The sequence below is a fragment of the Cellulomonas sp. URHB0016 genome (assembly GCF_054057935.1).
In genome coordinates, this window is record NZ_JBSRZU010000001.1 from 3,604,317 (window position 1) to 3,627,483 (window position 23,167).

Annotated in this window: 19 protein-coding genes and 1 pseudogene; 19 read left to right on the forward strand and 1 reads right to left on the reverse strand. The window is 73.1% G+C overall.

Features of this window, described 5'->3' with window-relative positions:
* Positions 1-34: 34 nt before the first annotated feature.
* The 5 genes from ACVW07_RS16590 (at position 35) to ACVW07_RS16610 (ending at position 5,729) form a co-directional block, all read left to right on the forward strand.
* Positions 35-361, forward strand: coding sequence for a DMT family transporter (locus tag ACVW07_RS16590; protein WP_456820321.1), 327 nt, complete (start codon positions 35-37; stop codon positions 359-361).
* Entirely contained in the window at positions 358-936 is a 579-nt protein-coding gene (locus ACVW07_RS16595; RefSeq protein WP_456820322.1) for a TetR/AcrR family transcriptional regulator, read from the forward strand. Before ACVW07_RS16590 ends, ACVW07_RS16595 begins: the two co-directional genes overlap by 4 nt.
* Positions 937-945: 9 nt before the next feature.
* Entirely contained in the window at positions 946-1,941 is a 996-nt protein-coding gene (locus ACVW07_RS16600; RefSeq protein WP_456820323.1) for an o-succinylbenzoate synthase, read from the forward strand.
* Between the two features lie 88 nt (positions 1,942-2,029).
* Positions 2,030-3,913: a 2-succinyl-5-enolpyruvyl-6-hydroxy-3-cyclohexene-1-carboxylic-acid synthase gene (menD, locus tag ACVW07_RS16605; protein WP_456820324.1), complete on the forward strand. Its 1,884-nt coding sequence runs from the start codon at positions 2,030-2,032 to the stop codon at positions 3,911-3,913.
* Positions 3,914-4,058: 145 nt separating this feature from the next.
* Complete coding sequence (locus ACVW07_RS16610; protein ID WP_456820325.1) at positions 4,059-5,729, forward strand: S1C family serine protease; 1,671 nt, start codon at positions 4,059-4,061, stop codon at positions 5,727-5,729.
* Positions 5,730-5,929: 200 nt separating this feature from the next.
* Here the strand turns inward: ACVW07_RS16610 and ACVW07_RS16615 are convergent, their stop codons facing one another.
* Positions 5,930-7,276, reverse strand: coding sequence for an isochorismate synthase (locus tag ACVW07_RS16615; protein ID WP_456820326.1), 1,347 nt, complete (start codon positions 7,274-7,276; stop codon positions 5,930-5,932).
* A gap of 140 nt (positions 7,277-7,416) precedes the next feature.
* Between ACVW07_RS16615 and ACVW07_RS16620 the strand changes: the two genes are divergently transcribed.
* From ACVW07_RS16620 to nuoL, 14 genes and pseudogenes are all read left to right on the forward strand, one after another.
* Positions 7,417-8,112 carry a demethylmenaquinone methyltransferase gene (locus ACVW07_RS16620; protein ID WP_456820327.1) on the forward strand — a complete coding sequence of 232 codons (696 nt, stop codon included), beginning with the start codon at positions 7,417-7,419 and terminating at the stop codon, positions 8,110-8,112.
* Between the two features lie 174 nt (positions 8,113-8,286).
* Positions 8,287-9,579, forward strand: coding sequence for a geranylgeranyl reductase family protein (locus ACVW07_RS16625; protein ID WP_456820328.1), 1,293 nt, complete (start codon positions 8,287-8,289; stop codon positions 9,577-9,579).
* A 96-nt stretch (positions 9,580-9,675) separates the two neighbouring features.
* A complete protein-coding gene (locus ACVW07_RS16630; protein ID WP_456820329.1) occupies positions 9,676-10,038 on the forward strand; it encodes an NADH-quinone oxidoreductase subunit A in 363 nt (120 codons plus the stop codon).
* 57 nt (positions 10,039-10,095) lie between these two features.
* Positions 10,096-10,647 carry a NuoB/complex I 20 kDa subunit family protein gene (locus ACVW07_RS16635; protein ID WP_456820330.1) on the forward strand — a complete coding sequence of 184 codons (552 nt, stop codon included), beginning with the start codon at positions 10,096-10,098 and terminating at the stop codon, positions 10,645-10,647.
* Entirely contained in the window at positions 10,644-11,435 is a 792-nt protein-coding gene (locus ACVW07_RS16640; protein WP_456820331.1) for an NADH-quinone oxidoreductase subunit C, read from the forward strand. Before ACVW07_RS16635 ends, ACVW07_RS16640 begins: the two co-directional genes overlap by 4 nt.
* Positions 11,432-12,782 (forward strand): annotated as a pseudogene (locus ACVW07_RS16645) (NADH-quinone oxidoreductase subunit D). Before ACVW07_RS16640 ends, ACVW07_RS16645 begins: the two are co-directional and overlap by 4 nt.
* A complete protein-coding gene (gene nuoE / locus ACVW07_RS16650; RefSeq protein ID WP_456820332.1) occupies positions 12,782-13,717 on the forward strand; it encodes an NADH-quinone oxidoreductase subunit NuoE in 936 nt (311 codons plus the stop codon). Before ACVW07_RS16645 ends, nuoE begins: the two are co-directional and overlap by 1 nt.
* The gene (nuoF, locus tag ACVW07_RS16655; protein WP_456820333.1) at positions 13,717-15,057 is read left to right on the forward strand and encodes an NADH-quinone oxidoreductase subunit NuoF; all 1,341 of its coding nucleotides are present in this window, start codon (positions 13,717-13,719) and stop codon (positions 15,055-15,057) included. The genes nuoE and nuoF overlap by 1 nt, the downstream gene beginning before the upstream one ends.
* Positions 15,054-17,735 carry an NADH-quinone oxidoreductase subunit G gene (locus tag ACVW07_RS16660; protein WP_456820334.1) on the forward strand — a complete coding sequence of 894 codons (2,682 nt, stop codon included), beginning with the start codon at positions 15,054-15,056 and terminating at the stop codon, positions 17,733-17,735. Before nuoF ends, ACVW07_RS16660 begins: the two co-directional genes overlap by 4 nt.
* Positions 17,732-19,096: an NADH-quinone oxidoreductase subunit NuoH gene (gene nuoH, locus ACVW07_RS16665; protein ID WP_456820335.1), complete on the forward strand. Its 1,365-nt coding sequence runs from the start codon at positions 17,732-17,734 to the stop codon at positions 19,094-19,096. Before ACVW07_RS16660 ends, nuoH begins: the two co-directional genes overlap by 4 nt.
* Complete coding sequence (gene nuoI, locus ACVW07_RS16670; protein ID WP_456820336.1) at positions 19,089-19,919, forward strand: NADH-quinone oxidoreductase subunit NuoI; 831 nt, start codon at positions 19,089-19,091, stop codon at positions 19,917-19,919. The genes nuoH and nuoI overlap by 8 nt, the downstream gene beginning before the upstream one ends.
* Entirely contained in the window at positions 19,916-20,860 is a 945-nt protein-coding gene (locus ACVW07_RS16675) for an NADH-quinone oxidoreductase subunit J (RefSeq protein WP_456820337.1), read from the forward strand. Before nuoI ends, ACVW07_RS16675 begins: the two co-directional genes overlap by 4 nt.
* The gene (nuoK, locus tag ACVW07_RS16680; protein ID WP_203756529.1) at positions 20,857-21,156 is read left to right on the forward strand and encodes an NADH-quinone oxidoreductase subunit NuoK; all 300 of its coding nucleotides are present in this window, start codon (positions 20,857-20,859) and stop codon (positions 21,154-21,156) included. The genes ACVW07_RS16675 and nuoK overlap by 4 nt, the downstream gene beginning before the upstream one ends.
* A 12-nt stretch (positions 21,157-21,168) precedes the next feature.
* Entirely contained in the window at positions 21,169-23,154 is a 1,986-nt protein-coding gene (gene nuoL / locus ACVW07_RS16685; RefSeq protein ID WP_456820338.1) for an NADH-quinone oxidoreductase subunit L, read from the forward strand.
* The last annotated feature ends 13 nt before the right edge of the window (positions 23,155-23,167 follow it).

Here is a 23,167-nt window from a genome sequence, read left to right on the forward strand (position 1 = left end):
AGGGACCACGGCTCCGCACGGAGGTACCGCGCACATGGCATGGCTCGTCCTCGTCGTCTCCGGCCTGCTCGAGGCAGGGTGGGCACTGGCGCTCAAGTCGTCGGACGGCTTCACGAGGCTCGTCCCCACGGTCACCTTCGTCGTGCTGCTCGTGGTGAGCATGGGCGGGCTCGCCTACGCGCTGCGTTCGCTGCCGGTCGGCACGGGCTACGCCGTGTGGGTGGGCATCGGCGCGGTCACCACGGCCGTCCTGGCGATGCTCTGGTTCGACGAGCCGGTCACCCTGCTCCGGATCGGCTCGATCGTGCTCATCCTTGCCGGCGTCGTCGGCCTGAACCTCGCCGGCTCCGGCCACGCATGACGGCACGCCGGGCGCGGGGCGAGGCGCGGTCCGCACTGGTGGTCCGTGCCACCGCCGACCTGCTGCTGGTCGGAGGGCCCGGAGCCGTCAGCCACCGGGCCGTCGCCGCGCGGGCAGGGGTGCCGCTCGCGGCCACCACCTACTACTTCGAGCGGCTCGACGACCTGCTCCGTGAGGCCGCGCTCCTGCTGGCGGACGAGTCGGCCCTCCACGCCGAACGGGTCGCGGAGCTCGCCGGACCCGACGACGACCTCGTCGCGGCCGTCGTCGACGCGGTCCTGCCGTCCGGCAGCGACGCCGCCGTCCGTGCGGTGTACGAGCACCTCGTCTCGGCCGGCCGCAGCCCGGTGGTTGCCGGGGCCTACGCGGCCGGACGCACCCGCCTCGACACGGCGGTCGCCCGCCTGCTGCTGACCGGACGCAGCACGGTCCCGCCGGCCCTCGCGATCGCGGTCGTCGACGGTGCCGTGGTCGCCGCTCTCTCCGAGGGCCGCCCGGTGCATGACCACGCCCGCGCACTCCTGGCCTCCGTGCTCGGGCAGCCGGCCGCTGTGCCTGCTGGGCCGGCCACCTAGCCTGGACCGGTGCGAACCGAGCTGCTCACCTACGCCGTCCCGCTGCGCACCCGGTTCCGTGGGCTGACCATCCGGGACGGTGCGCTCGTCCGGGGCGATGCCGGCTGGGGTGAGTTCAGCCCGTTCTGGGACTACGACGCCGTCGAGTCCGCCGCGTGGTGGCGGGCCGCCCGCGAGGCGGCCGACGAGGGCTGGCCGCCGGCCGTCCGCGACCGGGTGGCCGTCAACGTCACCGTGCCCGCGGTCGACGCGACGACCGCCCACCGGATGGTCACCGCGTCGGGGGGCTGCCGCACGGCGAAGGTCAAGGTCGCCGAGCCCGGGCAGTCGGTCGACGAGGAGATCGCCCGTCTCGAGGCCGTCCGGGACGCGCTCGGTCCGGGCGGCGCGATCCGGGTCGACGCGAACGCCGCATGGGACGTCGAGACGGCGGCCGCCCGCCTCGCGCTGCTCGACCGTGCCGCGGGGGGCCTCGAGTACGCGGAGCAGCCGGTGCCGACCGTCGCGGACCTCGCCGCGCTGCGCCGCCGCACGTCCGTGCCGATCGCCGCCGACGAGTCCGTGCGCCGGGCGCAGGACCCCCTGGCGGTGGTGCGCGCGCACGCGGCGGACGTGGTCGTGCTCAAGGTGCAGCCCCTCGGGGGCGTGCGCGCGTGCCTCGAGCTCGCCGAGCGGCTCGGGGTCCCGGTCGTGGTGTCGTCGGCGCTCGAGTCCTCCGTCGGCCTCGCGGCCGGCGTGGCTCTCGCTGCAGCGCTGCCCGAGCTGCCGTACGCGTGCGGGCTGGCGACCGCACAGCTGTTCACGGCGGACCTCGTGACCGACCCGCTCCTGCCGGTCGACGGCGCGATCGCGGTCCGTCGTCCCGAGCCCGACGCCGCGCTCCTCGCAGCGAGCGCCGCACCGCCCGACCTCGCCGAGCGGTGGAGCCGCCGGCGGGACGAGGTGCTCGGTGTGATCGCGGCAGGACGCGCGGCGGGGCGCACTCCGGGGCGTGCAGCGGGGTGAACGACGGGGCGCACGGCGAGACGCACGGAGGGGTCGACGACAGGCCGCACGGCGGGACGAACGGCGGGCGCACGGCCACGCCTCAGGCATGATGGCGCACGTGACGACGACGCCCGACCCTTCTCGCCCGCCGGGTCAGGCGCCGTCCGTCGAGGCCGCCCGTGTCCTCGTGCAGGCCCTCGCGACGCTCGGGGTGCAGGACGTCGTCCTGGCACCCGGCTCGCGCAGCGCACCCCTCGCCTACGCGCTCGCCGACGCCGCTGCTCCCGACGGCGCGCGCCCCCTGGGCGCCCCAGCACTGCGGTTGCACGTCCGGGTCGACGAGCGGTCCGCCGGGTTCCTGGCGCTCGGGCTGGCCCGGGCGAGCGGCCACGTCGGGGACGCCCCCGGTGCGGCGCGCCCCGTCGTGGTCGTCACGACGTCCGGCACCGCCGTGGCCAACCTGCACCCCGCCGTGCTGGAGGCCCACCACAGCGGTGTCCCGCTGCTCCTTCTCACCGCGGACCGACCGCACGAGCTCCGGGGGACCGGCGCCAACCAGACCACCGAGCAGCCGGGCGTCTTCGGCGGCGCCGTGCGGCTCGCCGTCGACGTGCCCGCGCCCACGGGTCTGCCCGGCGAGCCGCGCGACCTGCGCAGGCTCGCCGCCCGCGCCGTCGCGGCCGCGACCGGTGCACGCACGGGGGAGCCGGGACCGGTGCACCTCAACCTCGCGTTCCGCGAGCCTCTGGTGCCGCTCGACGCGCCGTGGCCGCCGGCCGGGACGGCGGGCCTCACGCACGTGCACGGCCGTGCGCTGCCGGCGGGCGGGGCGGCCACCGGTGTGGTCGCCGCGCTGCTCGAGCAGGCCCGCACTGCGGCAGAGGTCGACGACCCGTCGCCGTCGCGCTCGCGCCGCCGAGGAGTCCCGACCGTGCTGGTCGCGGGCGACGGCGCTGGTCCGTCGGCGCGCCGGCTCGCCGAGGCGAACGGGTGGCCGCTGCTGGCGGAGCCGTCGTCCGGTGCTCGCGGCGGCTCGCACGCCCTCTCGGCCTACCGGCTGCTGCTCACCGACCACCGCCTCGGTGGCGAGGTGCGTCGCGTGGTGGTCGCCGGGCGCCCGACGCTGTCGCGTCCGGTGCAGCTGCTGCTCGGCCGCGCCGACGTCGAGGTCGTCGTCCTGGCACCGCGAGGTGGGGACTGGCCCGACGCCGCACGGAACGCCGCCGACGTCCTCCTCGAGGCCCCACCCCGGATGCGCCAGGGACGGATGGGTGCGCCGGAGGGCTGGCTCGCGTCCTGGCAGGCCGCCGACGCCGCCGCGTGCGCCGCGATCGACGAGGTGCTGGACGCCGGCGAGCACGGTCCCCGCTCGCGCAGCGGCCCGCGGGTGACGGGCCCAGCGCTGGCCCGTGCCGTGGCGCAGGTGAGCATCCCTGCGGACGTGCTGGTGGTGGGCTCGTCGAACCCGGTGCGCGACCTCGACCTGATGGCGCGCTGGGACGTCCCGCCCCTGGTCCTGGCCAACCGGGGGCTGGCCGGGATCGACGGCACCGTGTCCACCGCGGTCGGTGTCGCCCTCGGCCTGCCGCACCGGCGGTCCCGGGCGCTGCTCGGCGACCTGACCTTCCTGCACGACGTCGGCGGGCTCCTGCGCGGCCCGCTCGAGCGCACCGTGGACCTGCAGCTCGTCGTCGCCAACGACGACGGCGGGTCGATCTTCTCGACGCTCGAGCCGGGCGAGCCCGCGCGCGCGGAGGTGTTCGAGCGCGTGTTCGGCACCCCGCACGGCGTCGACCTCGCAGCGCTGTGCGCCGGGTACGGGGTGCGGCACACCCGGGTCGGTGACGTCGACGGGCTCCTGCCCGCTCTCGCCGCCCCGGGGCCCGGGCTGAGTCTCGTCGAGGTCCGCGTGGACCGCGCCGGACGACGCGGGCTGGGCGAGCGGCTCCAGGCCGCGGTGGAGGTCGCGGTGCGGGGTGCACTGGCCTGACGTGACGTCCTGAACGGCTTCCGGAGCGCCGGTCTTGACCTCTCGGCGCGCCACATGCGGAACTCGCAGGAGATTCCCAGGTTCCCCGAAGCCTCCCTCCAGGCCGCCCGGGTGTGATGGTCATCGACCAAGGAGGGCATTGACGATGACCAGCACCCCTGAGCACGGCGCGCAGCACCCGCAGACGAACCCGACCCAGCCGATCCCGCCGGTCGAGGCGACGCAGCCGCTGCCGGCCACCGGTTCCAGCGCCGTCGACGCGACCCAGCCGCTGCCCACGACCGCACCGGCGGCGCAGCCGGCGGCCGCGCAGGCGCAGGCGCCGACGCAGCCGAGCAACCCGTTCCAGCCGCTGCACCCGGGGGTGCCCGTCGACCAGCGGGCCTCGTACGCGGCCCAGCAGGAGGCGCACCGCCAGGCCGCCTACGCGCAGTGGGTCGCCGGCCAGCGCCAGCAGCCGGGTCAGCCCGGCCAGCCCGGTCAGCCGGGGCACACCGGCGCGTCGTTCGGCCCCTTCCCCGCCTCCGGCTCGACGCAGGACCCGCGCAACCAGAACCCGCGCAAGCGCAGCATGTGGCTCCCCGTGACGGGTGCCGCCGCCGCGGCGGCCATCCTCGCGGCGGGCCTGACGGCCGGCGTGACGCACGCGCTGGACGACGACGACGCCGCGAGCGTCGCGCACCCCGCGTCCCTCGCGACGATCGGCCAGACCTCGAACGACACCGTGCCGGTGTCGGGCTCCACGAACGACGACCCGAGCTGGGAGTCCGTCTCGAAGGCCGTCGCCCCGGCGGTCGTCGCGATCGAGGTCACGATGGACCAGGGCGGCGCTCAGGGCTCGGGCGTCATCATCGACGACCAGGGCCACATCGTCACGAACAACCACGTGGTCGCCGGTGCGCAGGGCGACGTGCAGGTGACGCTCACGGACGGCCGCCTGTTCAAGGCCACCGTCGTCGGCACCGACCCGACCACCGACCTCGCGGTCATCAAGCTGACCGACCCGCCGCAGGGCCTCAAGCCGGCTGCGCTCGGCGACTCCGCGAAGGTCGTCGTCGGCCAGCCTGTGATGGCGGTCGGCAACCCGCTCGGCCTCGCCAACACGGTGACCACGGGCATCGTCTCGGCCGTCGACCGTCCCGTCTCCACGACGGGCGAGGACGGCGGCGCCGCCACCGTCACGAACGCGATCCAGATCGACGCCGCGGTGAACCCGGGCAACTCGGGCGGTCCGCTGTTCGACGCGCAGGGTCGGGTCATCGGCATCAACTCGTCGATCGCGACCCTCTCGTCGGAGTCGGGCTCGATCGGCCTCGGCTTCGCGATCCCGGTCGACCTGGTGAAGAACATCGCGACCCAGCTCGTCGACGACGGCACGGCGGAGCACGCCTTCCTCGGTGTGAGCCTGACCGACGGGACCGCGACCGCCGACGACGTCACCCGCCGCGGTGCGGTCGTCGAGGAGGTCACCGACGGTTCGCCCGCCGCGAAGGCGGGCCTGAAGGCCGACGACGTCATCGTCGCGGTCGACGGCAAGCCCGTCGGCGGCGCGGAGTCGCTCACGGCCTACGTCCGGGCGCTCGCGTCCGGTGCCGAGGCCACGCTCACGGTGGTCCGGGACGGGAAGGCGACGGACGTCGACGTGACGCTCGCGGTCAAGAAGGAGACGGCCGAGTCGGCCCCGCAGGGCCAGGACCCGCAGGACCCGCAGGCCCCGCAGGGCCAGCCCGGCCAGGACGGTGGCCCGAGCGGGCTGCCGGGCGGGCTCGACCCCGAGCAGCTCTGGAAGTGGTACCAGGAGCAGGGCCAGGGCTGACCCACGACCCGGCGACCGGCCGCTGCCGCCCCGACGCGGCGGCCGGTCGTCGTGCACCACGAGCCGCTCGCCATCCCCGAGCCGCTCGTGCGGTCCCATCCGGACCGCACCACCGCCGACCGCCCTCGAGGTGGTCGGCGGTGGGCCCGGTCCGGTCCCGACGCGGGCCCGAGAGCCGGCGGACGCACCCGCTCGACGGTTCAGCGGTCGCGCGCGTCCCGCCCCAGGGCGTGCCGCATGGGGACGAGCTTCGCCTCGGACTCGGCCAGCTCCGCAGCCGGGTCCGACGCCGCGACGATGCCGCAGCCGGCGAAGAGCCGGACGCGGCGCGGGTCGTCCGCGTCGAGCTGAGCGGAGCGCAGTGCGATGCCCCACTCGCCGTCACCGTCGGCACCGAACCACCCGACCGGTCCGGCGTAGCGGCCGCGGTCCATGCCCTCGACGCGGCGGATGAGGTTGCGGGCGGCCTCGGTCGGGGTCCCGCACACGGCGGCGGTCGGGTGCAGCGCGGCGGCGAGCGCGAGCGACGACGGGTGCGCGGCGGTCCCGCTCGGCGCGGTGAGCACGCCGGTGACGTCGGACGCCAGGTGCAGCACGTTGGGCAGGTGCAGCACGAACGGCACGTCGGGCACGTTCGTCGACGAGCAGAACGGCTCCAGCGCCTGTGCGACCGAGGACACCGCGTACTCGTGCTCCTCGAGGTCCTTCGACGAGTGCGCAAGGATCGCGGCCCGGGCCAGGTCGGCGTCGTCGTCCCCCGTGCGCCGGATCGTGCCGGCGAGCACCCGTGACGTGACCAGCCCCTTCTCGGACCTGACCAGCAGCTCGGGCGTGGCGCCGACGAGGCCGTCGACGCTGAACGTCCAGCACGACGGGTACCGCTCCGCGAGCCGGTCCAGGGCCCACCGCACGTCGAGCGGGTGCTCGGTGCGGGCGTGCACGTCCCGGGCGAGCACGACCTTGTCCACCTCTCCGCCCCGGACGGCGGCGATGCCCTGCGCGACCACGTCCCGCCAGCCGTCCCTGCTCACGGCGCCGTCGCTGTAGACCACGCCACCGGGGTCGATCGGCGGCACGCGCGGCCCGACGACGTCGGACAGCCGGGCGGCGGGGGACAGGTGCGCGCCGGGCGTGATGGTCGTGAGCCAGGACCGCCCGCCGCGCCGGCCGACCACGACGCGGGGGACCACCACGACGCCGCCGACCGGCGACGTCTCGTCGAACGCGAACGAGCCGAACGCCACGGGCCCGGTCCCGGGCAGCCGCACCTCGTCGCGGACCACCGCGTGCCGGAGCACCTGCTGCCAGGCGCGCTCGGCGTCCGCGAACCGGTCGGGCCCGGTCACCGGGATCCGGAGCGTCTCGCCCCAGGCGACCAGACCGTCGCCGCGGCGTACCCACGCCAGGGGCGCCTCGGACGGCAGCAGGTCCAGGAGGTCGGCGGGGTCGGCCGCGCCACGGCCGCCCGCGAGGTCGTCGAGCGCGACCGTCCGGACCACCAGAGGCTGCGGGACCACGTCCGTGGGGGCGGAGGTCAGCGAGCTCATCGCTCCTCAGCGTAGGCGTTGCCGACCGGCCTGCCCGCCGGGCGCGTTGTGGCGTGCGCGACGTCCTCAGCACCCTCACAGGAACGACGCGCGGCGTCCCGCCCGTGCGTCGACGGACCTGGACCTGCCACGATGACCTCATGCCCCGCGCCAACCTGGACAAGGAACCCCACGACGTCGCGAAGATGTTCGACGCCGTGGCGCCGCGGTACGACCGCACCAACGACGTCATCTCGCTCGGCCAGGACCGCGCGTGGCGCAAGGCGACGCTCGCCGCGCTCGACGCGCAGCCGGGCGAGACGGTGCTCGACCTGGCCGCGGGGACGGGCACGTCCACGGAGCCGCTGGCCGACAAGGGTGTGCGGGCGATCCCGTGCGACCTGTCGACGGGCATGCTGACGGTCGGCAAGGAGCGGCGTCCCGATCTCCCGTTCGTGGCGGGCGACGCGCTGCGGCTGCCGTTCGCCGACGAGTCGTTCGACGCGGTGACGATGTCGTTCGGGCTGCGCAACGTGACCGACGTCCGGACGGCGCTCGAGGAGCTGTACAGAGTGACGAAGCCGGGTGGGCGCCTGGTGGTGTGCGAGTTCTCGCGGCCCACGTTCAAGCCGTTCCGGATGGTCTACACCAACTACCTGATGAAGGCGCTCCCGCCGGTGGCCCGCGCGGTCTCCAAGGAGCCGGACGCCTACGTGTACCTCGCCGAGTCGATCCGGGAATGGCCGGACCAGCACCAGCTGGGTCTGCAGATCAAGACGGTCGGCTGGACGCACGTCGCCTACCGCAACCTCACGGGCGGCGTGGTGGCCCTGCACCGTGGCACGAAGCCGGTCTGACGTGCCTGTCCTCGACCCCGTCGTGGCGCGTCCGAGGCGGCGAACCGCCAGATCACGGGCCGGAGCGACCCTCCGGACACCGGGTAAGGATAGCCTTCGCAGACAGCCCGAGTGACGGTGATTACACTCGCCGAGAGCCGCACGTGAACAACGTCACAAGTGGAGCCTTCCGTGGTGATCGCAGCGAACGATGACGCCGATGTCATCGTCGTGGGCGCGGGCCCAGCCGGGTCCGCCGCCGCGTTCCACTGCGCCTCCGCGGGCCTCGACGTGCTGCTCCTCGAGAAGGCGTCGTTCCCCCGGGACAAGATCTGTGGCGACGGCCTGACGCCCCGCGCCGTCGCCGAGCTCGTGCGCATGGGTGTGCCCATACGGGAGCAGGACGGCTGGATCCGCAACACGGGCCTGCGGGTGCTGGGCGGCGGTCACCGGCTCGAGCTGCCGTGGCCGGAGCTGTCGAGCTACCCGTCCTACGGGCTGGCCAAGTCGCGGATGTCGTTCGACCACACGCTCGCCTCGCACGCCCGATCGGCGGGCGCCAAGCTGCTGGAGCGCACCAACGTGACGGGTCCGCTCCGGGACGAGCGTTCCGGTCGGGTCGTGGGCGTGAGCGCCCGGCCGGTGGACGACGACGGCCGGCGGGCGGGCGACGAGGTCGTCTACCGGGCCCCGGTCGTGATCGCGGCCGACGGCGTCTCCGCCCGGTTCGCCACCGGGATGGGCCTCGAGAAGCGGATGGACCGGCCCATGGGCGTCGCGGTCCGCACGTACTTCCGCACCCCTCGGCACGAGGACCCGTGGATGGAGAGCCACCTGGAGCTGTGGGACGGCGAGCCGGGCCGCAGCAACCTCATGCCGGGCTACGGCTGGATCTTCTCGCTCGGCGACGGCACCGCCAACGTGGGCCTGGGGTCGGTCAGCTCCACGGCGGCTGCCACCAAGGTCGACTACAAGGCGCTGTTCGCGGCGTGGATGCGCAACGCTCCGGCGGAGTGGGAGTTCACCGAGGACAACCAGCTCGCGCCGGTGCGCGGCGCCGCTCTCCCCATGGGCTTCAACCGCGGACCGCTGTACGGCAACGGGCTCATGCTCGCCGGTGACAGCGCCGGGATGATCAGCCCCTTCAACGGCGAGGGCATCGCGTACGGCCTGCAGGCGGGCCGGATCGCCGCCGACGCGATCAGCCAGGGCCTGGCGCGCGGCACGGCGGCGGGGCGCGAGCGGGCGTTCGCGACGTACCAGCGCCGCATGAAGGACGACCTCGGCGGCTACTACACGTTGGGCCGCCAGTTCGTCCGGATCATCGAGCACCCGCAGGTCATGCGGCTCCTGACCCGGTACGGGCTGCCCCGGCCGCTGCTCATGCAGTTCGTGCTCAAGCTCCTGTCCGACTGCTACGAGCCGAAGGGCGGCGACGTGATCGACAGGGTGATCGCCGGGCTGGCCCGGATCGCTCCCGACGCATGACCCGCCAGTGAGGTCCGGCCGGCGCACCGGCCCGTCGACCTGCCACCTGTACTGCCTGGCCCGCCGGGCCACCTCGAGGAAGAGGAGAGTCGCACGATGAGCAACCCGTACGTGCCGCTGCTCGTGCTGATGGCCGTCGCCGCCGTGCTCGCGCTCGGCGGGGTCGGCTCGAGCGCGATCATCGGACCCAAGCGGTACAACCGCGCGAAGCTCGAGGCCTACGAGTGCGGCATCCAGCCGACGCCGCACGCGGTGGGCGGCGGGCGCTTCCCGATCAAGTACTACCTGGTCGCCATGACCTTCATCGTGTTCGACATCGAGGTCGTGTTCCTCTACCCGTGGGCCGTGAGCTTCGCCGATCTCGCGGTGTTCGGCCTGGTCGCGATGCTCGGGTTCCTGGTGCTGATCACGGTGCCGTTCGTCTACGAGTGGCGGCGGGGTGGCTTCGAGTGGGACTGACGGGGACGGGGTCGCGCGCGGTGACACGGACCGGCTGCTGTCGAGGGGAGGACTGACATGGGGATCGAGGAAGCACCCTCGGGTTTCCTGCTGACGACGATCGAGGACCTGGTCGGCTACTTCCGCAAGGGGTCGCTCTGGCCGGTCACATTCGGCCTCGCGTGCTGCGCGATCGAGATGATGGCCGCCGGCGCGCCGCGGTACGACCTGTCGCGGTTCGGCATGGAGGTCTTCCGCGCGTCCCCGCGCCAGGCCGACCTGATGATCGTGGCCGGCCGGGTGAGCCAGAAGATGGCGCCCGTGGTGCGGCAGGTCTACGACCAGATGTCCGAGCCCAAGTGGGTCCTGTCGATGGGCGTCTGCGCGTCCAGCGGCGGCATGTTCAACAACTACGCGATCGTGCAGGGCGTGGACCACATCGTCCCGGTGGACATCTACCTGCCGGGCTGCCCGCCGCGGCCCGAGATGCTCATCAACGCGATCCTCGCGCTGCACGACCAGATCCGGAACAGCCCGCTCGGCGTGAACCGGGCGGAGGCCGTCGCAGCCGCGGAGGCCGCAGCCCTCGAGGCCACCCCGACCCACCACATGACGGGACTGCTGCGGTGACCGACGACGCCACGAAGCAGGACGCGGCCGACGCGGTCAAGCCGGGCGACGCGACGCCGGGGGCGCAGCGCACGACGGCCGCCGCGCTCGAGGCAGGTGGCCAGAACGTCCCGGCCGCCCGCACACCGCTCGAGGTGGTCGACGTCCGCACGGGCATGTTCGGCGCGCACGGCACGGGGGACACCTCCGGCTACGGCGGGCTCGTCGTCCCGGTGCTGCTCCCCGGGGCGAGCGAGCGTCCGTACGGCGGCTGGTTCGACGAGGTGGTCGACGTGCTCGCCGAGGTGCTCGACGAGAACGGCACCGGCTTCGCGGCCGCCGTCGAGTCGGTGGTGATCGACCGCGAGGAGATCACGCTGCACGTGGCCCGCGAGCACGTGGTCGCGGTCGCCCAGGCGCTGCGCGACGACCCGGACCTGCGGTTCGAGCTCAGCCTCGGCGTCAGCGGCGTGCACTACCCGCACGAGACCGGCCGCGAGCTGCACGCCGTCTACCACGTCGTCTCGGTGACGCACGGCCGCCGGCTGAGGTTCGAGGTCGCGGTGCCCGACGCCGACCCGCACATCCCGTCGACCACGTCGGTGTACCCGGCGAACGACTGGCACGAGCGCGAGACCTACGACTTCTTCGGGATCGTGTTCGACGGTCATCCCGGTCTGGCGCGCATCGAGATGCCGGACGACTGGCCCGGCCACCCGCAGCGCAAGGACTACCCACTCGGCGGCATCCCGGTCGAGTACAAGGGCGCCACCGTGCCGCCCCCGGACCAGCGGAGGTCCTACTCATGAGCACCACCACCCCCCACGCCACCCGTCCGGTCTCCGACGGGGAGACGAGCGGGCTGCCCAGCTTCGAGGCGTCCGGCGGCGACTGGTCGGACATCGCCGAGGAGGCGGCCCGGCTGGGCGAGGAGCGCATCGTCGTCAACATGGGCCCGCAGCACCCGTCGACCCACGGCGTGCTCCGGCTGATGCTCGAGATCGACGGTGAGACGGTGACCGAGGCCCGCGCGGGCATCGGCTACCTGCACACCGGCATCGAGAAGAACATGGAGTTCCGCACCTGGACCCAGGGCGTGACGTTCTGCACCCGCATGGACTACGTCGCCCCGCTGTTCCAGGAGGCGGCCTACTGTCTCGCGGTCGAGAAGCTGCTCGGCATCACCGAGGACGTCCCCGAGCGGGCCACCGTCATCCGGGTGCTGCTCATGGAGCTCAACCGGATCACGTCGCACCTCGTGTGCCTCGCCACGGGCGGCAACGAGATGGGCGCCACGACGATCATGACCGTGGGCTTCACGGCCCGCGAGGAGATCCTCAAGGTCTTCGAGCTCATCACCGGCCTGCGCATGAACCACGCGTTCATCCGGCCCGGCGGCGTCGCCCAGGACATCCCGCCCGGGGCGATCGACACCATCCGGGAGACCCTCACGTCGGTGCGGCACTACCTGCGCCAGCTCGAGGACCTGATGATGGCGAACCCGATCCTGCACCTGCGGCTCAAGGACGTCGGCTACCTCAACCTGTCCGGCTGCATGGCCCTCGGCGTCACCGGCCCGGTGCTGCGCTCGGCGGGGGCTGCCGTACGACGTGCGCAAGGCCGCGCCGTACTGCGGGTACGAGACGTACGACTTCGACGTGCCCGTCGCGCAGGAGGCCGACTCGTGGTCGCGCCTGGTGCTGCGGATGGAGGAGTGCTACCAGTCGATGCGCATCGTCGAGCAGACGCTGGACCGGCTGCAGCGCACCACGGGCCAGCCGGTGATGGTCGCGGACAAGAAGGTGGCCTGGCCGGCGCAGCTCGCCATCGGCTCGGACGGCATGGGCAACTCGCTCGACCACATCCGGGAGATCATGGGCACCTCGATGGAGGCCCTGATCCACCACTTCAAGCTGGTCACGGAAGGGTTCCGGGTGCCGGCCGGCCAGGTGTTCCAGACCGTCGAGCACCCTCGCGGCGAGCTCGGTGTCCACCTCGTGTCCGACGGCGGCACGCGCCCGTACCGCGCACACTTCCGGGACCCGTCGTTCAACAACCTGCAGGCCACGTCGATCATGTGCGAGGGCGGGCAGGTGGCCGACGTCGTCGTCGCCGTCGCGTCGCTCGACCCGGTGCTGGGAGGGGTGGACCGCTGATGTCGGTCGAGCAGGCTCCGGTGCCCCGGACGAACGGGCAGACCCACCGCGTGGGCTACGACGAGCAGACGCGTGCCCGCCTGTCGGCGGACTGCGCGGCCATCAAGGCGCGGTACCCGCAGCAGCGGTCGGCGCTGCTGCCGATGCTCCACCTCGTGCAGTCCGAGGACGGCTACGTCAGCCCGCGCGGCATCGCGTTCTGCGCGGCCGAGCTGGGCCTGACGACCGCGGAGGTGTCCGCGGTCGCGACGTTCTACACCCAGTACAAGCGCCACCCCAACGGGACGTACACGGTGGGCGTCTGCACCAACACGCTCTGCGCGATCATGGGCGGCGACGCGATCTGGGAGGAGCTCTCCGACCACCTGGGCGTGGGCCACGACGAGACGACGGACGACGGGGCGATCACGCTCGAGCGCATCGAGTGCAACGCCGCCTGCGACTACGCGCCCGTCGTGATGGTCAACTGGGAGTTCTTCGACAACCAGACGCCCGGCTCCGCCGTGGAGCTGGCCGACGAGCTCACAGCGGGCCGGCCGGTGACGCCGACGCGCGGCGCCGACAGCGTGTGCACCTTCAAGGAGATGTCCCGCGTGCTCGCCGGTTTCGACGACGGCCGCGCCGACGAGGGCGTCGGCGCGGGTGTGCCGACGCTCCGTGGGACGGTCCTGGCGCGCGAGAACGGCTGGGAGGCGCCGCCCTTCCCGGGTGGTGACGACGCCGGCAAGCCCGTGGCGGAGCGGCCCGTCGGCTCCGAGGCCAGCACCGCCACCCCGCCGCGGGGCACGCGCACGACGACCGCGACCGGCCCGTCGCACGCGCCGCAGCCCGGCGGTGAGCAGTCGAGCGCGGAGCGCCCGGCGACGACCTCGGGCGACGTGTCGCCCGAGCGGCAGCAGACCAAGCAGCAGTCCGACGACGCGAAGGAGTCGTGATGGCGACGACCCTGGCACCGGTGCTCACGGACGTCTGGGACAAGGACCGGTCCTGGACGCTCGCCACCTACGAGGACAACGGCGGCTACCGCGGGCTGCGCCGCGCGCTCGCGATGCAGGCCGGCGACGTCGTGACGATGGTCAAGGACTCCGGCCTGCGCGGTCGCGGGGGAGCCGGCTTCCCGACGGGCATGAAGTGGGGCTTCCTGCCCGCGCCCGACGGCGGGCCGCGCTACCTCGTGGTCAACGCCGACGAGTCGGAGCCGGGGACCTGCAAGGACATCCCGCTCATGATGGCCAGCCCGCAGCACCTCATCGAGGGCATGATCATCACCTCGTACGCGATCGGCTGCCGGCACGCCTTCGTGTACGTCCGCGGCGAGGTGCTGCACGTGTACCGCCGCCTACTGAAGTCGATCCAGGAGGCCTACGCGGCCGGCTACCTCGGGACGGACATCCTCGGCTCGGGCTACGACCTCGACATCACGCTGCACTCGGGGGCGGGCGCGTACATCTGCGGTGAGGAGACCGCGCTCCTCGACTCGCTCGAGGGCCTGCGCGGCCAGCCGCGGCTCAAGCCGCCGTTCCCGGCCGTCGCGGGCCTGTACGCCCGGCCGACCGTCGTGAACAACGTCGAGTCGATCGCGTCGGTGCCCGGCATCGTCGTGGGCGGCGCGGACTGGTTCAAGCAGATGGGCACCGAGCGGTCCACGGGCCACGGCCTGTTCAGCCTGTCCGGTCACGTCACCCGGCCCGGACAGTACGAGGCGCCGCTCGGCATCACGCTGCGCGAGCTGCTGGAGATGGCCGGCGGGGTCCGCGAGGGCCACGAGCTCAAGTTCTGGACCCCGGGTGGCTCGTCGACGCCGATCTTCACGGCCGAGCACCTCGACGTCCCGCTCGACTACGAGTCCGTCGGCGCCGCCGGGTCCATGCTCGGCACGCGGGCGCTGCAGATCTTCGACGAGACCACCTCGGTGGTCCGGGCGGTGACCCGCTGGACGGAGTTCTACAAGCACGAGTCCTGCGGCAAGTGCACGCCGTGCCGCGAGGGGACCTACTGGCTGTTTCAGGTGCTGCAGCGCCTCGAGGCGGGCCGGGGCACCACGGCCGACATCGACCTGCTGCTGGACCTGTGCGACAACATCCTGGGCCGGGCGTTCTGCGCGCTCGGCGACGGCGCGACGAGCCCGATCACGTCGGCCATCCAGTACTTCCGGGACGAGTTCGAGGCGGGCACCCACACGCCGGCCGACGTGCTGTTCCCGCCGGAGCGCAGCTCGCTGTTCGCCTACACGCCCCGCCACAGCGGTGCGCAGCTTGCGGGGGTCCACGCATGACCATCACGTCGCCCCAGCACGTCGCCGGGTCCACGCCGCTCGTCCCGGCCGCCCCGGTGGAGCCGAGGCCCGAGGTCACCGACGCGGTGACGTTCAGCATCGACGGCCTGGAGACGTCGGTGCCGAAGGGCACGCTCGTGATCCGGGCCGCCGAGGAGCTCGGCATCCAGATCCCGCGGTTCTGCGACCACCCTTTGCTCGCCCCCGCCGGCGCCTGCCGGCAGTGCCTCGTCGAGGTGTGGGCCCCGGGGCGCGACGGCAGCCTCGCCAAGATGCCCAAGCCCCAGGCGTCCTGCACGCTCGAGGCCACCCCGGGCATGCAGGTCAAGACGCAGCACACGTCGCCCGAGGCCGACAAGGCGCAGCAGGGCGTCATGGAGCTGCTGCTCGTCAACCACCCGCTCGACTGCCCGGTGTGCGACAAGGGCGGCGAGTGCCCGCTGCAGAACCAGGCGATGTCGAACGGCCGCGCGACCACCCGGTTCGTCGACGTCAAGCGCACGTTCCCGAAGCCCATCAACGTCTCGACGCAGATCCTGCTCGACCGGGAGCGGTGCGTGCTCTGCCAGCGCTGCACCCGGTTTTCCGAGGAGGTCGCGGGCGACGTGTGGATCGACCTGCAGAAGCGCGGCGCGCACCAGCAGATCGGTGCGTTCGACACCGAGGTGCTCGGCTTCGCGGGCGAGACGCCCACGGGGGCGGCGACGCAGGACACCACGGGTCGCCCGTTCGCGTCCTACTTCTCGGGCAACACCGTGCAGATCTGCCCGGTCGGAGCCCTCACGAGCGCCGCGTACCGGTTCCGGTCGCGACCGTTCGACCTGGTGTCGACGCCCGGTATCGCGGAGCACGACTCGCAGGGCTCGGCGATCCGGGTGGACCACCGCCGCGGCGTCGTGCTGCGCCGGCTCGCGGGCGACGACCCGACGGTCAACGAGGAGTGGGTCACCGACAAGGACCGCTTCGCGTTCACGTGGCAGTCCGCGCCGGACCGCATCACCACGCCGTTGGTGCGCGCCCGCAACGCCGACGGCACGCGGGGCGAGCTGGAGCCGGTGAGCTGGGTCGAGGCGCTCGAGGTCGCCGCGGCCGGCCTGCTCGGCGCGCAGGCGCCCGTCGACCCGCGCGAGTCCGCCGTCGGCGTGGCCGTGCTCCCCGGCGGACGGCTGACGCTCGAGGACGCGTACGCGTACTCCAAGCTCGCCCGGGTGGCGCTCGACACCAACGACGTCGACGGCCGCGCCCGCCCGCACTCCGCCGAGGAGGAGGCCTTCCTCGGCCACCACGTCGCCGGCCGCACGCTCGAGGTCACGTTCGCGGACCTCGACCGGGCACCCGCCGTGCTGCTCGTGGGGCTCGAGGCCGAGGAGGAGGCGGGTGTCGCCTTCCTGCGGCTGCGTTCTGCGGTGGTCAAGCGCCGCACGCGCGTGCTGTCGGTGGCGCCGCTGGCCAGCCGGGGCCTGGAGCGGCTCGCCGGCACGTTGCTGGCGGCCGCGCCCGGGACCGAGGCGGAGGTGCTCGACGGGATCGTCGCCGGTGCGCACGACGACCTGCTCGCGGACGCGGCGGGTGCCCTCGGGGCCGACGGTGCGCTCGTGCTGGTCGGTGAGCGTCTGGCGTCCGCGCCGGGCGCCTACTCCGCCGCGCTGCGCCTCGCCGCCCGGACGGGTGCGCGTCTCGCCTGGGTGCCGCGCCGCGTCGGCGAGCGGGCTGCCGTCGAGGCCGGCCTGCTGCCCTCGCTGCTGCCCGGTGGTCGGCCCGTCGCCGACTCCGCGGCCCGCGTCGACCTCGCCGCGGTCTGGGGGGTCGAGCACCTGCCCGAGACGCCCGGACGGTCCACGGACGAGATCCTCGCGGAGGCCGCAGCCGGTCGTGTCGGTGGCCTGGTCGTCGGCGGCGTGGAGCTCGCCGACCTGCCCGACCCGGCGCTCGCGCGCGCGGCGCTCGAGCGGGTGCCGTTCGTGGTGTCGCTCGAGGTGCGTCGGTCCGAGGTCACCGACCTCGCGGACGTCGTGTTCCCGGTCGCGCCGCCGGTGGAGAAGGCCGGCACGTTCGTGACGTGGGAGGGTCGGCCCCGGCCGTTCCCGCAGGCGCTCACGTCCCGCGCCCTGGCCGACCACCGGGTGCTCGACAGGCTCGCGGACGCGCTCGGCGTGGAGCTCGGGCTCGGCTCTCTCGAGGCCGTGCACGGCGAGCTCGACCAGCTCGGCGGCTGGGACGGCACCCGGGTCGGGGCGCCCGAGGTCCACGCGCCCGAGCCACCGGCCGTCGCACCGGGCCAGGCGGTCCTCGCGACGTGGCACCAGCTGCTGGACCAGGGTCGGCTGCAGACGGGGGAGCCGTTCCTCGCGGGCACCGCCAAGCGTGCGGTCGCCCGGCTGTCCGCCGGCACCGCGGCGCAGCTCGGGCTCGTCGACGGCGACCGGGTCGCGGTCTCGACCGACGCCGGGACGGTCGCGCTGCCGGTCGCGGTCACGGACATGCCCGACCTCGTGGTCTGGCTGCCCACCAACTCCGTCGGGAGCGCCGTGCGTGACACGCTGCACGCCGACGCGGGGGACCTCGTGCGGATCGCCGCCGCACCGGGTGACGTGGGACCTGGCCGGCACGACGTCGCGTCCGCCCGGCGTGCCGGCGAGGACGACGCACCTGGCCGCGACAAGGAGGTCCGCGCATGAGCCCGCTGCTGTTCGCCGAGAGCGGCGCCGTCGCACCCGTGACGGCCGACTTCAGCCAGGACACCTGGTGGATCTGGGTCATCAAGGCCGTCGGCATCATCGTGTTCCTGCTGACGAGCGTGCTCATCGCCATCTGGTTCGAGCGCAAGGTCGTCGCCCGCATGCAGGTCCGTCCCGGACCCAACGTGCACGGGCCCTTCGGCCTCCTGCAGTCCCTCGCCGACGCGATGAAGCTGCTCGTCAAGGAGGACGTGACGGTCAAGGCGGCGGACAAGCTCGTCTACATCGTCGCGCCGATGATCGCGGTGTTCTGCTCGCTGCTGACGTTCGCCGTGATCCCGCTCGGACCGGCCGTGAACATGTTCGGCCACATCACGCCGCTGCAGCTGACCGACTTCCCGGTCGCGGTGCTGTACATCCTCGCGTGCGCGTCGGTGGGCGTGTACGGGATCGTGCTCGGCGGCTGGTCGTCGAACTCGACCTACCCGCTGCTCGGCGGCGTGCGCTCCACGGCGCAGGTCATCTCCTACGAGCTCGCCATGGGCCTGTCCCTGGTGAGCGTGTTCATCCTCGCGGGCTCGATGTCCACGTCGCAGATCGTGTCCTCGCAGACGCAGATCTGGTGGTTCCTGCCGCTGCTGCCGGCGTTCGTCATCTACATCATCTCGATGGTGGGGGAGACGAACCGGCTGCCGTTCGACCTCCCCGAGGCCGAGGGCGAGCTCGTGTCCGGGTACATGACCGAGTACTCGTCGATGAAGTTCGCGTGGTTCTTCCTCGCGGAGTACATCAACATGCTCAACGTCTCGGCCGTCGCCACCACGCTGTTCTTCGGCGGCTGGCGGGCACCGTGGCCCATCTCCACGATCAACGACGGGATGTTCAACACCGGCTGGTGGCCGGTGCTCTGGTTCCTCGCCAAGCTGTGGTTCTTCATGTTCCTGTTCGTCTGGATCCGCGGCTCGGTGCTGCGCTTCCGGTACGACCAGTTCATGAAGCTCGGCTGGAAGGTGCTCATCCCCGCCGCCCTCGTCTGGGTGGTGTGCGTCGCGGTCGTCCAGGGCGTCCGGCAGTTCTCCGGGCTCGACCTGCGGACCATGCTGTTCGTGCTCGCGGGGGTCGTGCTGCTGGGGCTCCTGGTGTCGTTCGCGATCCCCGAGAAGAAGAAGCCGACCGGCCCTCGACGACCACCAGGGCCCGAGGTCATCGACCCGTTCGCAGGGGGCTACCCGGTGCCGCCGCTCCCGGGGCAGGCCTTGCCGCCGTCGCCCCGCAAGCAGCGCGCCGCCGCGAGCGCCGCCTCGACGAGCGACGCCGGAACCGACGTCCCCCAGGTCACCCAGGAGGTGCACGGTGGCTGACAAGCCCAAGCCCGCCCGCAAGGCCACGCCGCCGCGCACGGCAGGAGCCGCGGGTACGCCCGCGGCCCAGCCGTCGAAGGCCGTCACCCGACGCTCCGGTGGCGGTGAGGTCGCGGCGCCCGCTCCCGAGGGCTACCGCTCGATGATCGAGCCGCGCACCGGCCTCGCCGAGCTCTTCGCCCCGGTCGGCGGGTTCGGCGTGACCTTCTCGAACATGTTCCGCAAGACCGTCACGGAGCAGTACCCGTCGGAGAAGGTGCCGGCCAAGCCCCGGTACCACGGCCGCCACCAGCTCAACCGGTACGCGGACGGCCTCGAGAAGTGCATCGGCTGCGAGCTGTGCGCGTGGGCGTGCCCGGCGGACGCGATCTACGTGGAAGGCGGCGACAACACCCCGGACACGCAGTTCAGCCCGGGGGAGCGGTACGGCCGCGTCTACCAGATCAACTACCTGCGCTGCATCTTCTGCGGCCTGTGCATCGAGGCGTGCCCCACCCGGGCGCTCACGATGACCAACGAGTACGAGCTCGCCGGGCCCACGCGCGCCGGGATGATCTGGGAGAAGGAGGACCTCCTGGCGCCGATGCGCGAGGGGATGCTCGCCTCCCCGCACCCGATGGTCGAGGGCACCACCGACACGGAGTACTACCGCGGCGAGGTCACGCACGCCACGGACGCGCAGCGCGCCTGGGTCTCGCAGCACCGGCCCGACGACCCGACGCTGCCCGGCGGCGCCGGTCTCGACGTGGCGAACGAGCTGGCCCCGACCGCCGCGACCATGGCGGCGACGGTGGCCGCCGCCACGAAGCAGGGCTCCCGATGAGCGCGGTGCACGCAGTCGTCTCCGCCTCGCTCACCGACGCGGGGACCACGAGCACCGCCGAGGCGGTCCTGTTCTGGACGCTCGGGCCGATCATGGTGCTGGCCGCGCTGGGCCTGCTGTTCGCGAAGAAGGCCGTGCACGCGGCCCTCGCCGTGGTCGTCGTGATGATCTCGCTGGCTTTCATGTACGTCGCGCAGGACGCGGTGTTCCTCGGAGTCGTGCAGGTGGTCGTCTACACCGGCGCGGTCATGATGCTGTTCCTGTTCGTCCTCATGCTCGTGGGCGTGGACGCGTCCGACTCGCTGGTGGAGACCATCCGCGGGCAGCGCTGGATCGGTCTGCTCGCCGGCAGCGGACTCGCGGTCGTGCTCGCCGGGGTCGTCGGGCGCGCCGCCTACGGCAGGCCGTCCGGCCTGGACGACGCGAACGCCGGGTCGAACCCGACGGCCATCGCCCACCTGGTGTTCGGCAGCTACGTGTTCGCGTTCGAGGTGGTCGGTGCACTGCTCGTCACCGCCGCTCTCGGCGCCCTGGTCCTGACGCACCGCGGGCGGCTGACGCCGCACGTCGGCCAGAAGGAGCGGGCGGACGCCCGCGTCGCGTCGGGCGGCGTGCTCACCCCGCTCCCGGCGCCCGGCGTGTACGCGAGGCACAACGCGATGGACGTGCCCGCGCTCGGGCCCGACGGTCGCCCGCTGGAGCACTCGGTGCCTCGCGTGCTGCGCATCCGTGGACAGGAGGCGGACGCGCGCGAGTACGCGGCGCGCATCGACCGGGTGCTGGCCGGTGGCGGCGCAGATCGCCCGGTCGTCGCCCCGGGTGCCCCGACCGTGGACGGAGCACATCCTCCGGCCGCCGCGGAACCCGGGTCGGGGCGCCACGGTGCGCCGCTGCCCGGCGCCGCGGCGGCAGGATCCGAGAGCCAGGAGGAGCACGCGTGAGCCTGACCCACTACCTCGTGCTCGCCACGATCCTGTTCTCGATCGGCGCGACGACGGTGCTGCTGCGCCGGAACGCGATCATCGTGTTCATGGGCGTCGAGCTCATGCTCAACGCCACGAACCTGCTCCTCGTGACGTTCTCCCGGATCCACGGGACGCTCACCGGCCAGGTGCTCGCGTTCTTCGTCATGGTCGTGGCCGCCGCCGAGGTCGTCGTCGGTCTCGCGATCATCGTGGCGATCTTCCGTACCCGCCGGTCGGCCTCGGTCGACGACGTGAATCTCCTGAAGAGCTGAGGGGCGGCCCCCGTGCACACCCTGACCACCCTGGCTGCGAGCCTGCCCGCCGACGTGATCGGACCGGCCGCCGAGCCGGTGAGCGGCGGCATCTTCCTCGTGGCCCCCGCCCTCGTCGGCATCCCGGTGCTGGGCGCCGCCGTGCTGCTGCTCGGCGGCCGGCGCACCGACCGCTGGGGGCACTGGCTCGGCGTCGCCGCCTCCGCGCTGTCGTTCCTGTGCGGCGCGGCCGTGTTCGCCGCCCTGCTGGGCCGACCCGCGGACCAGCGCGTGCTCGACCTGAGCGTGCGGAGCTGGATCGACGCGGGCGCGTTCCAGGTCGACGCGGGCATCCGGGTCGACCCGCTGTCGATGACGTTCGTGCTCCTCGTGACGTTCGTCGGCACGCTCATCCACATCTACTCCGTGGCGTACATGGACAAGGACGTGGACCGCCGGCGGTTCTTCGCGTACCTCAACCTGTTCGTCGCGGCGATGCTCCTGCTGGTGCTCGCCAACAGCTACCTGCTGCTGTTCGTCGGCTGGGAGGGCGTCGGTCTGGCGTCCTACCTGCTCATCGGCTTCTGGAACTACCGCACGGACTACGCGGTGGCCGCCAAGAAGGCGTTCGTCGCCAACCGGATCGGCGACCTCGGCCTCATCATCGCCCTGGGGCTGATGTTCGCGAACTTCGGCTCGGTGGGATTCCTCGACGTGCTCGGCGAGCAGTCGTCGCAGATCAGCGAAGGTGCGGCCACGGCGATCGGGCTGATGCTGCTGCTCGCCGCCTGCGGCAAGTCGGCGCAGTTCCCGCTGCAGTCCTGGCTCGGTGACGCGATGGCCGGCCCGACGCCGGTCTCGGCGCTCATCCACGCCGCCACCATGGTGACGGCGGGCGTGTACCTGATCGTGCGCAGCGCACCGATCATGAACGAGGCGCCGACGGCGCAGCTCGTCGTCGTGATCGTCGGTGCCATCACGCTGCTGTTCGGGGCCATCGTCGGCTGCGCGAAGGACGACATCAAGAAGGCGCTCGCCGCCTCGACCATGTCGCAGATCGGCTACATGATCCTGGCGGCCGGGCTCGGGCCCGTCGGGTACGCGTTCGCGATCTTCCACCTCGTCACGCACGGCTTCTTCAAGGCCGGCATGTTCCTCGGCGCAGGGTCCGTGATGCACGGCATGGACGACCAGGTGGACATGCGCCGCTTCGGCGGGCTCGCCCGGTACATGAAGATCACGTGGCTGACGTTCATGGCCGGGTGGCTCGCGATCCTCGGCATCCCGCCGTTCTCGGGGTTCTGGAGCAAGGACAAGATCATCGAGGCCGCGTTCATGCCGGTCGACGGGGCCGAGTGGCGGGCCTGGGTGTTCGGCACGGTGACGCTGCTCGGCGCGGGGATCACGGCGTTCTACATGTCCCGCCTGTTCTTCATGACGTTCGAGGGCGAGCGGCGGTGGTCGGCGCGGTCCGACGGCTCCGCGCAGCACCCGCACGAGGCGCCTCGGCTCATGACGTGGCCGATGATCATCCTCGCGGTCGGGTCCGTCGGCATCGGCCTGTTCCTCTCGCTCGGCGGTCGCTTCGTGACGTGGCTCGAGCCCGTCACCGGGCACGCGGAGCACGAGGAGCCGGTGCTGCCGGTGTGGGCGCTGGTGACGCTGACGCTGGGCGTGGTCGTCGTCGGCACGGTCGTCGCGTGGCGTCGCTACGCAGCCTCGACCGTCCCGGTCGTCCCGCCGCTGGGCACGTCGCTGACGCGGGCGGCCCGCGTCGACCTGTACCAGGACACCGTCAACGACGTCGCCCTCGTCGAGCCCGGCCAGGCGCTGACCCGGTCGCTCGTGTTCGCGGACCGCGCGGTCGTCGACGGCGCGGTGACCGGGATCGCCCGGTCGCAGCTCGGCCTCGGCGAGATCACCCGCCGGCTGCAGACCGGGTTCGTCCGGTCGTACGCCGCGACCATGCTGCTCGGCCTCGTCGTCCTCGTCGTCGTCGTCCTGGCCACCCAGAGCTGAAGGAGCCCAGCCC